Source organism: Halobacillus sp. ABA4_118 (assembly GCF_056160205.1).
The window spans coordinates 375,235-388,049 of the sequence record NZ_JBSWWS010000001.1 but is presented as its reverse complement, the minus strand read 5'-3'; the positions used below and the strand labels follow the sequence as shown (position 1 = coordinate 388,049).

Genomic DNA, 12,815 nt, shown 5'->3' with positions numbered 1-12,815 from the left:
AGCGGTTCTTTCGTACATAATCGGGGGATTTTGTGTCGGTACGGACCGGAAATCCTACAAGTAGAGAGGGACTGGTTTGTATTTGCGGCTGCTTATGGTACGATTTAAACAGGAAAGCGAACGTATAACAAGGATTAAAGGCAGTTGAAGAGACATGAAAACTTTTTATGATTTTTATCAAAATCCTGTCCGGTTATCCTTCGAGGATCACCCTTTTTCTGAAGAGCCGAAACATGTGTGGATCATCTGCCGCTTTCGTGATCAGTGGCTGTTAACCCGGCACAAAGACAGAGGGCTCGAATTCCCTGGTGGGAAAGTAGAAGAAGGGGAGACGGCGGAACAGGCAGCAGTAAGAGAAGTGAAAGAAGAAACAGGAGCCGATATTGATGATCTGACTTATCTTGGGCAGTATCATGTCGATGGAAAAGGCGGAACTGTCATCAAGAATGTCTATTTTGCTACAATATCTGAGCTGGCTGATCAGGATCATTATTTTGAAACGCATGGTCCTGTCCTTTTCCGGCATCTGCCGGGAAACTTGAAAAATAACGACCGGTTCAGCTTCATGATGAAGGATGAGGTTCTGCCGGAATGTTTAAAGCGTCTGGAACACCGCTGAACAGAAAAAATCCGCCGTTTGGATAACGGCGGATTTTTTTCTGTTTAGTTTGTGTGGTGGGTCGGGCCGGCCTGTTTGATTTTATCACTGGCATACGTGAACTTTTTGAAGTTGGCATGAAACTTTTCAGCAAGTTCTTTGGCACTTTCATCATAAGCGGCAGGATTGTTCCACGTTTTTCTCGGGAATAAGACTTCGTCCGGTACTCCCGGGCAGTGGGTCGGGATGTGAAGGCCGAACACAGGGTCTTTATAAGTTTCGGCAGAACTCAGTTCACCTTCCAGAGCGGCATGGATCATGGAACGCGTGTAACTCAGTTTGATACGCTCGCCTTCTCCGTAGGCTCCCCCTGACCAGCCTGTATTGACAAGGAAGACGTCCGTATTGAACTGGTCTATTTTCTCTCCGAGCATTTCAGCATATGCTGATGGAGCAAGCGGAAGGAAAGGGGAGCCGAAGCAGGCGGAGAAAGTCGCTTCCGGCTTGGTAATCCCTCTCTCTGTTCCAGCCAGTTTACTCGTATAGCCGCTTAGAAAATGGTACATCGCCTGTTCTTTTGTTAAACGGCTGATTGGTGGGAGGACTCCCGTGGCATCAGCTGTCAAGAAAATGATGGCATTTGGGTGGCCGGCAATACTTGGCTGGACTGTATTATCAATGTGATCCAGTGGGTAGGCGGCCCGTGTATTTTCCGTCAGGCTCGTATCGTCATAATCCGGCGCGTGCGAATCCGGCTGAAGGACGACGTTTTCCAAAACCGAGCCGAAATGAATGGCATCATAGATCTGCGGTTCTTTTTCTTTGGACAGGTTGATGCACTTCGCATAGCATCCCCCTTCAATGTTAAAGACACCGTAGGGGGACCAGGCGTGCTCATCGTCCCCGATCAGGCGGCGCTGAGGATCAGCGGACAGAGTCGTTTTTCCTGTGCCCGACAGACCGAAGAACAGAGCAACGTCGCCTTCTTTGCCGATGTTGGCCGAGCAGTGCATCGGAAGGACGTTCTTTTCCGGAAGCAGGTAGTTCATGACGGAGAAGATGGACTTCTTGATTTCCCCTGCGTATTCTGTTCCTCCGATGAGGACAACGCGGTGTTTAAACGAAACCATGATGAACGCTTCGGAATTCGTACCATCCACGTCAGGATCTGCTTTGAAGGTTGGAGCAGATATGACAGTGAACTCTGTGTCATGCTCCTCCAATTCGGATGCCTCCGGCCGGATGAACATTTGGCGGGCGAATAAGTTGTGCCAGGCGAATTCTGTAAGAACCTGCATAGGAAGGCGGTAGCGCTCATCCGCTCCTGCAAAACCTTTGAAGACGAATAACTCCCTGCGGTCTTTCAAATAATCGAGCACTTTATGGTATAATTTCACAAACGTATCATCGTCAATAGGCTGGTTCACAGCACCCCATTCGACTTTATCTTCGGTTACGTCGTCACGGACAATGAATTTGTCCTTTGGTGAGCGTCCCGTATAGGTACCTGTCGTAGCCTGAACGGCCCCTTTTTCCGTTAGTGTACCTTCATTGCGGTATAAAATCTTTTCCACTAAATGTGGAACAGATAATTGGTGGTGGACATGGTCCTGGGAAAGTAGAAGATTAAGTTCTGACAGTTGGTTTATTGTACTCATATGCATCGTCCCGCCTTTGCAGTTTAATAATGTGAGATTAGTATAACACATTTATTTTAATCGTCCATACTATTCAGTGGATTGTGGGAAAGTTTTCAACACTGCCATATTTCATGGCTGTTATTATCCTATGATGGTTTGAACAGAACGTTTATCCAGGTTGAATCTGGATGGAAGGGGTGCGTCGAAACCCGATGAATCCAATTGACATTAAACACGCTTTTCGATACGATAGCTGAGAACGGAAACTCTCTTATCCAGAGTTGGTGGAGGGACAGGCCCTTTGAAACCCAGCAACCGTCCGCAGGGACATGGTGCTAACCTGAAGCAAGGAGTCAGCTCCTTGGACGATAAGAGCGAAAGGAAGCAGCCCCTTTCCTCGGTATAGGAAGGGTTTTTTCTTTTTATAAGAAGGAAATGTCCATGACCAGGCCTTGCCGCCTGTTTATTATTTCTGACTGAGAACGTGCACGAAAACGTTTTCGGATCCAGGATGACACTATGAAATGAACTTATGTTTTTCTACACATACTGGTAAAGAGTTCCGTCTAATACTTTGTACTTACAGAAGGAGGAGTTTTTAGAATGCCAGCGAACCGCCGGTTATTCACATCAGAATCCGTGACAGAAGGTCATCCGGACAAAATCTGTGACGCTATTTCTGATGCTATTTTAGATGAAATTTTAAAAAACGACCCGAATGCAAGGGTGGCATGTGAGACAACAGTAACTACGGGACTTGTCCTGGTTTCCGGTGAAATCAGTACGAATACCTATGTTGATATTCCATCGATCGTGCGCCAGACGATTAAAGATATTGGATATACACGAGCAAAATACGGCTTTGATGCAGATACATGTGCCGTTTTGACGGCTATTGATGAGCAGTCCCCGGATATCGCAGGGGGAGTGGATGTTGCGCTTGAATCCCGTGAAGGGAAAATGAGCGATGATGAAATAGAAGCCATCGGTGCCGGTGACCAGGGACTGATGTTCGGCTTTGCCAACAATGAAACGCCCGAATTGATGCCGCTGCCTATTTCTCTTGCCCACAAACTTTCCAAGCGTCTTTCTGATGTCCGCAAAGACGGAACACTCGATTACCTTCGTCCTGACGGCAAGACGCAGGTAACGATTGAATATGATGAAAATGATCAGCCGGTCCGCGTGGATACGATTGTTATTTCGACGCAGCACGCTGAAGAAGTCACGCTCGAACAGATCCAGAAGGATTTGAAAGAGCAGGTGATCGGGCCCGTTGTACCGGAAGGCTATATTGATGATGAAACCAAATACTTTATCAATCCGACCGGGCGTTTTGTAATCGGAGGTCCTCAAGGGGACGCCGGTTTAACAGGACGTAAGATCATCGTAGATACGTACGGTGGATATGCGCGTCACGGTGGTGGTGCCTTCAGTGGGAAGGATGCGACCAAAGTGGACCGTTCTGCTGCATACGCGGCTCGTTATGTTGCGAAAAACATCGTAGCTGCAGGTCTTGCGGATACAGTGGAAGTCCAGCTCGCCTATGCAATCGGGGTGGCCCAGCCGGTTTCCATTTCCATCAATACCAGCGGGTCCGGCAAAGTGTCGGAAGAAAAGCTGGTGGACGCTGTGCGTGACTTGTTTGACCTCCGTCCTGCTGGAATCATTAAAATGCTCGATCTTCGTAAACCTATTTACCGTGATACGTCTGCCTACGGCCATTTTGGACGGACAGATGTTGAGTTTCCATGGGAACGTACGGATAAAGCGGAAGAGCTCAGCGGTCGTTTTCAATAAAAAAAAGCTGTTTCCTTGTTGGAGGAAACAGCTTTTTTATTTTCACGAGTTGCACAAACGGCAGAGTACGCATTGATTTGATACGGCTATCCACTTCCCTCTGTATGTCTTCTGATCATGCAGGCATCGAGCTGAAAAGCATTTCAGCCCCGAAGGTTCTTATAGTACTGCCCTTTTGCGACATACGATTTCCGGATCCGGTCCATTTCCTTGTAATCCTCTTCTGTTAAGGAACGGATCACCTTGGCCGGCCGTCCGAAGGCCAGTGTATCCGGAGGGATTTCTTTTCCGGGCGGAACAAGGCTTCCTGCTCCGATAAAGGCCCGCTCCCCTATGACAGCGCCATCCAGAATCATGGATCCCATGCCGATCAAAGCGTCCTGTTTAATGTGTGCAGAATGCAGGGTAACCTGGTGCCCGACCGTAACGCCGTCTTCCAGTATGAGAGGCTGGTCAGGGCTTTGGTGCAGCATGCTCAGATCCTGGACATTTGTGTTCTTACCGATATGTACCGATGAGACATCGCCGCGGATGACCGTCTTAAACCAGATGCTTGCGTTCTCTTCTATGACAACATCCCCGGTAATGACGGCATCTTCTGCTGTAAAAGCTGATGGGTGGATGAGAGGTCGTTTTCCTTTATATTCGCAAATCATACGAAGCCCCCTTATAATATGAGTAACATCAGTATATCAAATGAAAAGAGGGATCGGCTGTGGAAAAACTGGAATCGGCCCGTGATCGTGCAACCATCATTCTCGTCCATGGCGCTTTTGAGCATAAGGGAAGGTATAAGGAACTTGCTGATCGTTTCCGTCAGGACGGTTTTTCGGTGATTTATGGAGACCTGCCGGGGCAGGGGTTGTCTGATGGGAAGAAAGGTCATATCCGTTCGTTTGGTGATTACGTTGAAACCATTCAAAGCTGGTATGAGCAGGCGGATCCGGATAAAAAAATTTTCCTTCTCGGCCACAGCATGGGGGGATTGGCTGTGATTCGTTTTATGGAGGAAAAGCAGCCGCAGCTGGATGGTGTGATTTTATCTTCTCCTGCTGTACAGATCCGGAATAAAACGGCCCGCCCGCTGGAGGCTTTTTCCTATCTATTGAATGTTTTTACCCCTTCGCTGCGTATGAAAGCGGGACAGAACCCCGAAAATGTAACTAGAAACCAAATCAAGGTTGAAGAATTCCGTCAGGATCCGCTTGTCATTGATAAAGTATCGGTGCGGTGGTACCGTGAGTTTCAAAAGGCGGGAATCCGGGCGTTTCAACAAGTCAGCCGTTTTCCTGATGTGCCTCTTTTAGTGATGCAGGCAGAGGAAGACCTTTTAGTGGATCCGGCACGCACAAAAGAATGGTTCAATCATGTCGATACCAGTGAAAAAAGTTATAAGCTGTGGCCGGGTCTTTACCATGAGATTTTCAATGAACCGGAAAATGACCAGGTCTATCACCATACACGATCTTTTTTGAGCAACATAATAAATGAACGTTAGGAGTGTCCACCCTTGAAGGAGTCCGTTCCAAGCAATGCTGTCCATCTGCTTTACGAAGTGTATCGGAATGTGTTTCCGCGAGTACATAAAGAACTAGCCTATTGGAAAGATGCTGCCTCCCGAATCCCTGATGAAGAATTAAGAACGCAGGCCCAGGCCAGTATCAAGGATAAAACGTTCCATTGCGAAGGTGGGGCGGTTTATTCCGTGCTTTCCGGTGACCGCCCGGATCTTGCTGTCCGCTTTATTGTCGCTTATCAGACGATCAGTGATTATCTCGATAATTTATGTGATCGGAGCACCTCCATGGATCCTGATGATTTTGAAAGGCTCCACTTGTCGATGGCCGATGCATTAACCCCTGGAAATCCGTGCCGCGACTATTATAAATACAGGGAAGAGAAGGATGACGGCGGGTACCTTCATGAGCTTGTGAAAACCTGCCAGGATGTGCTGAGTCAGGCTGACAATTATCAGATTGTCCATGAGCGGGCACTGAAGCTTGGGCGTTTGTACTGCGACCTTCAAGTACATAAGCACGTGATCGAAGAGGAAAGGATTCCGAGACTGCAGCAGTGGTTCGAACATCACCAGACCGACTGGCCGGAATTGAAATGGTATGAATTTTCCGCCTGCACCGGATCCACCTTGGGCATATTCTGCCTAGTTTCCTATGCGCTGGGGAACAAAATGGATGAGGACCTGGCCCGTAATGTGGAGGACAGTTATTTTCCGTTTATGCAGGGGCTTCATATTCTGCTTGACTATTATATTGATCAGGAAGAGGATGAACGGGAAGGAGATCTCAACTTCTGTTCCTATTATGACCATCAGGAACAGATGAAAGGGAGATTTGAATACTTTGTGCGCAGGACAGATGAAGAGGTTCAGAAGCTTCCGGACCGGTCCTTTCATCAAATGATCCACAAAGGCCTCGTTGGGATGTATCTGGCCGACAGGAAAGTCAGGCGGTTGTCCAATGCAAGAAGCTTTGTGAAGGATATGCTGAAAATCAGCGGCCGGAAAACGGCGTTCTTTTATTTCAATACGAAAATGTACCATAAATTAAAGCCTGGCAGAAGTTAAAACTGCCAGGCTTGTTTTATACGTTTTTCTCGATGGCGATAATAAAGGGAGGGGTCCGATCCTTGTTAATGAAGCTGTAGTTAAGAACTTCATAGTCCTTATGATCCAGTGAGGAGACATAACGGAGGACGGCTTCCTTTTCCTCTTTTCCTCCCGGGTGTCCGTGATAGACAACAAGGACGACAAGGCCGCCTTTCTTTAACGATTTCAAAACGTTTTCGATGGATGTAATGGTGTCATTCGGTTTTGTGATGATGCGTTTATCACTGCCAGGCAGGTATCCTAGATTATAGATAGCCGCCTGGATCATGCCTTTATGCTCCTCCTGCAGGTGCTCCTCAATGTGGGTATGAGAGTCATGAATGACCGTGGCCCTTTCCAGTACTTCGTGCTCTTTCAAACGTGCCCTGGTGTTTTCGACGGCCTGTTCCTGGATGTCAAAAGCGTAGACGTGACCATCGTTGCCGACGAGGTTGGATAAGAATAAGGTGTCGTGACCGTTGCCGCACGTCCCGTCAATGACAGCGCCGCCTTCATGGACGGCCTTTTTCATAAGAGCGTGAGCCTGGTCCAGTATTTTATTTAAAATCATGCTGTGCCTCCAAACAATAGATTCCATTCTATTGTAGCATGAATGGCAGGGGTGAACAGAGAAGCGCTTGACAAAGGTCTGCCCTTTCATTAAGATACGAGTATATATGATGACGTTGAAAAGGAGTAGTAAGGTTCTGATTAAGTACCAGAGAGGCAGCGGCTGGTGAAAGCTGTCCTTAATTGTCCTGAACTCGCCTTGGATGTCGCAGAAGTGAACGTAAAGTAGTTTCTGCCGGTTTCATCGCCGTTACAGATGTCGAGTTGAACACATAAGTTGTGTTAATTTGGGTGGTACCGCGGGAATCAAGCCTCTCGTCCCATTTGGGATGAGGGGCTTTTTTATATTTTTTTCGAGAGAGATAAAGGAGGAAATGATGTGGCTTTTGATCATAAAACGATAGAGAAAAAGTGGCAGAATCACTGGTTGAACGAAAAAACGTTCAAAACAGACAGTCAATCAGACAAACAGAAATTTTACGCATTGGATATGTTCCCGTATCCGTCCGGAGCAGGTCTGCACGTGGGACACCCGGAAGGTTACACAGCAACAGATATCCTTTCCCGTATGAAGCGGATGCAGGGATATGAAGTTCTTCATCCGATCGGCTGGGATGCCTTTGGTCTTCCGGCAGAACAGTATGCACTGGATACAGGAAATGATCCGGAAGAATTCACAAAGCAGAATATTGATAACTTCCGTCGTCAAATCCAGGAGCTGGGTTTTTCCTATGACTGGGACCGTGAAGTCAATACGACGGACCCGGATTACTACAAGTGGACACAGTGGATCTTCCTGAAGCTTTATGAAAAAGGGCTCGCGTATATCGATGAAGTCGCTGTAAACTGGTGCCCTGCGCTGGGTACGGTTCTGGCCAATGAAGAAGTCATTGATGGAAAGAGTGAGCGCGGAGGTCACCCTGTTGAGCGCCGGCCGATGAAACAATGGATGCTCAAAATCACGGCATATGCGGATCGTCTTCTGGATGATCTGGAAGAGCTGGACTGGCCGGAAAGTATTAAAGATATGCAGCGCAACTGGATCGGTAAATCCGAAGGGGCGGAAGTCACCTTTGCCCTGGACGGTACAGAGCTTACCTTTGATGTATTTACAACGCGTCCGGACACATTGTTCGGGGCTACTTACGCTGTTCTTGCCCCTGAGCACCCATTAGTCGATGAAATCGTGACAGGGGAACAAAAAGAAGCGGCAGCCGCTTATATTGAAAAAGCGAAAAACAAGAGCGACCTTGAGCGGACAGATCTAGCGAAGGATAAAACCGGAGTATTTACCGGAGCCTATGCCGTCAACCCGATCAATGGTGAAAAACTTCCGGTATGGGTGGCTGACTACGTACTTATGAGCTATGGAAGCGGAGCAATCATGGCGGTACCGGCTCATGATGAGCGGGATTATGAATTCGCCCAGGCTTTCGGTCTGCCTATCATCCCCGTTGTTGAAGGCGGGAATGTAGAGGAAGCGGCTTATACAGAAGATGGACCTCACATCAATTCCGACTTCCTTGATGGCCTTCAAAAAGAAGAAGCCATTCAAAAAGCCATTCAATGGCTTGAGGAAAACGGCCGTGGTAAGAAGCAGACGACATACCGCCTGCGTGACTGGTTGTTCAGCCGCCAGCGTTACTGGGGTGAGCCGATCCCTGTCATCCACTGGGAAGACGGATCCATCACACCGGTAAAAGAAGCGGATCTTCCTATTGAACTGCCGAAAACAACAGAAATCAAACCGTCGGGGACCGGGGAATCCCCGCTGGCTAATATTGATGACTGGGTAAACGTTGTGGATCCTGAAACAGGGATGAAGGGCCGCAGAGAAACAAATACTATGCCGCAGTGGGCAGGAAGCTGCTGGTATTACCTTCGTTATATTGATCCCACCAATTCAGAAACATTTGCAGATTATGAAGCCTTGAAGAAGTGGCTTCCTGTCGACGTATACATCGGTGGGGCTGAACATGCCGTTCTTCACCTTCTTTATGCTCGTTTCTGGCACAAGGTTCTATATGATGCAGGTGTCGTCCCAACAAAAGAACCGTTCCAAAAACTGTTCAACCAGGGGATGATTCTTGGAGAGAATAACGAGAAAATGAGTAAATCCAAAGGGAACGTTGTGAACCCTGATGATATCGTCTATTCACACGGGGCGGATACACTGCGCCTTTATGAAATGTTCATGGGACCATTGGAAGCATCTATTGCCTGGTCGACAAACGGTCTTGACGGTGCCCGTCGTTTCCTTGATCGTGTATGGAGATTGTTCATGCCGGACGGTGAGCTGACAAGTTCTATTCAACCGGAACAATCCGGCCATTCTTTAGAGAAGGTCTACCATGAGACAGTGAAAAAAGTGACGGAAAACTTTGAGGAACTGCGTTTCAATACAGGCATTTCACAGATGATGGTGTTCATTAATGAAGCCTATAAGGCCGATACGATTCCTAAAGCCTATGCTGAAGGGTTCGTCCAGCTGCTTTCCCCTGTTGCTCCTCACATTGCAGAAGAACTATGGGAAAAGCTTGGACATGAGGAAACCATTACTTATCAGCCTTGGCCTTCTTTCGATGAATCCAAACTTGTCGAAGATGAAGTAGAGATTGTCGTTCAGGTCATGGGTAAAGTAAGAGCGAAAATGATGGTACCTGCGGAGGCCTCCAAAGAGGATCTTGAAAAGCAGGCGCTGGAAAATGAGGACGTTCAGGAGTGGCTGAACGGAAAAACAGTGCGTAAAGTCATTGCAGTGCCTGGGAAACTTGTGAATATTGTAGCCAACTGATTGTTTTAGAAAGAGTGCCGCTGGGTAAAATGCCTGTGGCGCTCTTTTTATGTAGGAAACCACCTCTTGAACAGATGTCTTGACTTTGAAATATGATGGATTAAAATGAACATGGATCAATACAATTGGAGGGGTTATCGTGAACCAAATTAAAGAAATAACACCACAAGAAGTCGAAAACAAACTGAACAATAATGAAGATATTAAAGTCATAGATGTCAGGGAAGATGATGAAGTGGCTCAAGGTATGATTCCTGGGGCCAGACACATTAAACTAAGCGACATCCCGCAGTCCGTAGATCAGCTTCCAAAAGATGAATCCTATGTGATGGTCTGCCGCTCCGGCCGCAGAAGCATGAACGCATCAGAATTTATGAAGGAAAAAGGCTTCTCCAATGTATCGAATATGGAAGGCGGCATGTTGAAATGGGACGGAGAACTCGTCTTTTAATCCTGAAAGGGTTGTGAGAACAATGGAATTCGTATATGGATCGGCCATAATAATATTCCTGACCACCCTGTTCTACTATAAACGGAGATCATCTCTGAAGTCTTATTTCGAACAGTCTTATTCAGAGGATAACGTCTGTGTGATTGATATCAGGGATTACATTATCGCCCACCGTTCCCCCTATCCTGGAGCTGAGAACATTCCGTTAAATTATTTGTCCCGGGCTTTAAAGGAACGATTTGACTGCACAAAAGATATCCTGGTCATTTCCGACAATAAACGGGCCGCACGGATGGCCGCACGTATGATCAGAAAGAAAAAAGGAAAGGCCGTCTATTACTTGCAGCCTGAATGAGTCTCTTCGACACTAGAAGAGACTCATTTTTTTATCTGTCGGGATTATATCCATACAGGAAAACCATGATAATAGTTGAATATAAAAAGTTGATAAAGATATCTATCATTCTATTGACGTAACGGTGTATAACATGTAATATAGTAAACGTTGCTTCAGAGAAACCAGCAGCAACGTAAAAAAATCAACAAAATCTAGTAAATGCTATTGACGAAATAAGAGTAGTTATGCTAGAATTTGATTACTGTCGAATAGGCGGTATTTGATCTTTGAAAACTGAACGAACCAACCAGTACGTCAAAACGTTTCTTCTTTAATGAAGAAATTTGAAACAAGCACATTCGGTGTGCAGATGAGCAAGTCAAACTACTTTTATGGAGAGTTTGATCCTGGCTCAGGACGAACGCTGGCGGCGTGCCTAATACATGCAAGTCGAGCGCGGGAAGCGAGCGGATCCCTTCGGGGTGAAGCTCGTGGAACGAGCGGCGGACGGGTGAGTAACACGTGGGCAACCTGCCTGTAAGATCGGAATAACCCCGGGAAACCGGGGCTAATGCCGGGTAATACTTTTCTTCGCATGAAGATAAGTTGAAAGATGGCTTCTCGCTATCACTTACAGATGGGCCCGCGGCGCATTAGCTAGTTGGTGAGGTAACGGCTCACCAAGGCAACGATGCGTAGCCGACCTGAGAGGGTGATCGGCCACACTGGGACTGAGACACGGCCCAGACTCCTACGGGAGGCAGCAGTAGGGAATCTTCCGCAATGGACGAAAGTCTGACGGAGCAACGCCGCGTGAACGATGAAGGTCTTCGGATCGTAAAGTTCTGTTGTCAGGGAAGAACAAGTACCGTGCGAATAGAGCGGTACCTTGACGGTACCTGACGAGGAAGCCCCGGCTAACTACGTGCCAGCAGCCGCGGTAATACGTAGGGGGCAAGCGTTGTCCGGAATTATTGGGCGTAAAGCGCGCGCAGGCGGTTCCTTAAGTCTGATGTGAAAGCCCACGGCTCAACCGTGGAGGGTCATTGGAAACTGGGGAACTTGAGGACAGAAGAGGAGAGTGGAATTCCACGTGTAGCGGTGAAATGCGTAGATATGTGGAGGAACACCAGTGGCGAAGGCGACTCTCTGGTCTGTTTCTGACGCTGAGGTGCGAAAGCGTGGGTAGCAAACAGGATTAGATACCCTGGTAGTCCACGCCGTAAACGATGAGTGCTAGGTGTTAGGGGGCTTCCACCCCTTAGTGCTGAAGTTAACGCATTAAGCACTCCGCCTGGGGAGTACGGCCGCAAGGCTGAAACTCAAAGGAATTGACGGGGGCCCGCACAAGCGGTGGAGCATGTGGTTTAATTCGAAGCAACGCGAAGAACCTTACCAGGTCTTGACATCCTTGGACCTCCCTAGAGATAGGGATTTCCCTTCGGGGACCAAGTGACAGGTGGTGCATGGTTGTCGTCAGCTCGTGTCGTGAGATGTTGGGTTAAGTCCCGCAACGAGCGCAACCCCTAATCTTAGTTGCCAGCATTCAGTTGGGCACTCTAAGGTGACTGCCGGTGACAAACCGGAGGAAGGCGGGGATGACGTCAAATCATCATGCCCCTTATGACCTGGGCTACACACGTGCTACAATGGATGGTACAAAGGGCAGCGAAGCCGCGAGGTGTAGCAAATCCCATAAAACCATTCTCAGTTCGGATTGCAGGCTGCAACTCGCCTGCATGAAGCCGGAATCGCTAGTAATCGCGGATCAGCATGCCGCGGTGAATACGTTCCCGGGCCTTGTACACACCGCCCGTCACACCACGAGAGTTGGCAACACCCGAAGTCGGTGAGGTAACCTTTTTGGAGCCAGCCGCCGAAGGTGGGGCCAATGATTGGGGTGAAGTCGTAACAAGGTAGCCGTATCGGAAGGTGCGGCTGGATCACCTCCTTTCTAAGGATATTACGGAAACGTACTGTGTTGGTTGTTCAGTTTTGAGAGATCAAAGCATCTTTCAAA

General features: G+C 47.9%; 10 protein-coding genes, 1 rRNA gene, 1 riboswitch and 1 other annotated feature. Of the genes, 8 read left to right on the top strand and 3 right to left on the bottom strand.

Features of this window, described 5'->3' with window-relative positions; genetic code table 11:
• Window positions 1-154 precede the first annotated feature (154 nt).
• The gene (ytkD, locus tag ACXAGL_RS02005) at window positions 155-619 is read left to right on the top strand and encodes an RNA deprotection pyrophosphohydrolase (protein ID WP_027956479.1); all 465 of its coding nucleotides are present in this window, start codon (window positions 155-157) and stop codon (window positions 617-619) included.
• Window positions 620-663: 44 nt separating this feature from the next.
• On the opposite strand, the gene pckA is transcribed toward ytkD, so the two are convergent.
• A complete protein-coding gene (pckA, locus tag ACXAGL_RS02000; RefSeq protein ID WP_281658393.1) occupies window positions 664-2,256 on the bottom strand; it encodes a phosphoenolpyruvate carboxykinase (ATP) in 1,593 nt (530 codons plus the stop codon).
• A 250-nt stretch (window positions 2,257-2,506) separates the two neighbouring features.
• Window positions 2,507-2,613: riboswitch (SAM riboswitch) on the top strand.
• Between the two features lie 228 nt (window positions 2,614-2,841).
• Between pckA and metK the strand changes: the two genes are divergently transcribed.
• Window positions 2,842-4,038, top strand: coding sequence for a methionine adenosyltransferase (metK, locus tag ACXAGL_RS01995; RefSeq protein ID WP_474969258.1), 1,197 nt, complete (start codon window positions 2,842-2,844; stop codon window positions 4,036-4,038).
• Window positions 4,039-4,181: 143 nt separating this feature from the next.
• Here the strand turns inward: metK and ACXAGL_RS01990 are convergent, their stop codons facing one another.
• Window positions 4,182-4,694, bottom strand: coding sequence for a gamma carbonic anhydrase (locus tag ACXAGL_RS01990; RefSeq protein WP_474969257.1), 513 nt, complete (start codon window positions 4,692-4,694; stop codon window positions 4,182-4,184).
• 59 nt (window positions 4,695-4,753) lie between these two features.
• Between ACXAGL_RS01990 and ACXAGL_RS01985 the strand changes: the two genes are divergently transcribed.
• Window positions 4,754-5,536, top strand: coding sequence for a lysophospholipase (locus ACXAGL_RS01985; protein WP_474989599.1), 783 nt, complete (start codon window positions 4,754-4,756; stop codon window positions 5,534-5,536).
• Between the two features lie 12 nt (window positions 5,537-5,548).
• Entirely contained in the window at window positions 5,549-6,622 is a 1,074-nt protein-coding gene (locus tag ACXAGL_RS01980; RefSeq protein ID WP_474969255.1) for a tetraprenyl-beta-curcumene synthase family protein, read from the top strand.
• A gap of 16 nt (window positions 6,623-6,638) precedes the next feature.
• Here ACXAGL_RS01980 and mnmM read toward each other — a convergent pair whose 3' ends face one another.
• Window positions 6,639-7,241 (bottom strand): tRNA 5-(aminomethyl)-2-thiouridylate-methyltransferase MnmM, encoded by a 603-nt coding sequence (mnmM, locus tag ACXAGL_RS01975; RefSeq protein WP_474969254.1) that lies wholly within the window; start codon window positions 7,239-7,241, stop codon window positions 6,639-6,641.
• A gap of 79 nt (window positions 7,242-7,320) precedes the next feature.
• Window positions 7,321-7,539, top strand: a binding site (T-box leader).
• A 53-nt stretch (window positions 7,540-7,592) separates the two neighbouring features.
• Here mnmM and leuS point away from each other — a divergent pair.
• The 4 genes from leuS (at window position 7,593) to ACXAGL_RS01955 (ending at window position 12,749) form a co-directional block, all read left to right on the top strand.
• Window positions 7,593-10,007, top strand: a complete 2,415-nt coding sequence (leuS, locus tag ACXAGL_RS01970) for a leucine--tRNA ligase (RefSeq protein WP_474969253.1) — start codon at window positions 7,593-7,595, stop codon at window positions 10,005-10,007.
• Window positions 10,008-10,146: 139 nt separating this feature from the next.
• Window positions 10,147-10,458, top strand: a complete 312-nt coding sequence (locus tag ACXAGL_RS01965) for a rhodanese-like domain-containing protein (RefSeq protein WP_474969252.1) — start codon at window positions 10,147-10,149, stop codon at window positions 10,456-10,458.
• 22 nt (window positions 10,459-10,480) lie between these two features.
• A complete protein-coding gene (locus ACXAGL_RS01960) occupies window positions 10,481-10,813 on the top strand; it encodes a rhodanese-like domain-containing protein (protein WP_474969251.1) in 333 nt (110 codons plus the stop codon).
• Window positions 10,814-11,184: 371 nt separating this feature from the next.
• A 16S ribosomal RNA gene (locus ACXAGL_RS01955) occupies window positions 11,185-12,749 on the top strand.
• Window positions 12,750-12,815: the final 66 nt, after the last annotated feature.

Excerpts from the sequence above, each read along its gene's own strand:
- ACXAGL_RS01960 (WP_474969251.1), top strand. The coding sequence starts at position 10,481 with ATGGAATTCGTATATGGATCGGCCATAATAATATTCCTGACCACCCTG.
- mnmM (WP_474969254.1), bottom strand. The coding sequence starts at position 7,241 with ATGGAATCTATTGTTTGGAGGCACAGCATGATTTTAAATAAAATACTG.
- metK (WP_474969258.1), top strand. The coding sequence starts at position 2,842 with ATGCCAGCGAACCGCCGGTTATTCACATCAGAATCCGTGACAGAAGGT.
- ACXAGL_RS01990 (WP_474969257.1), bottom strand. The coding sequence starts at position 4,694 with ATGATTTGCGAATATAAAGGAAAACGACCTCTCATCCACCCATCAGCT.
- pckA (WP_281658393.1), bottom strand. The coding sequence starts at position 2,256 with ATGAGTACAATAAACCAACTGTCAGAACTTAATCTTCTACTTTCCCAG.
- ytkD (WP_027956479.1), top strand. The coding sequence starts at position 155 with ATGAAAACTTTTTATGATTTTTATCAAAATCCTGTCCGGTTATCCTTC.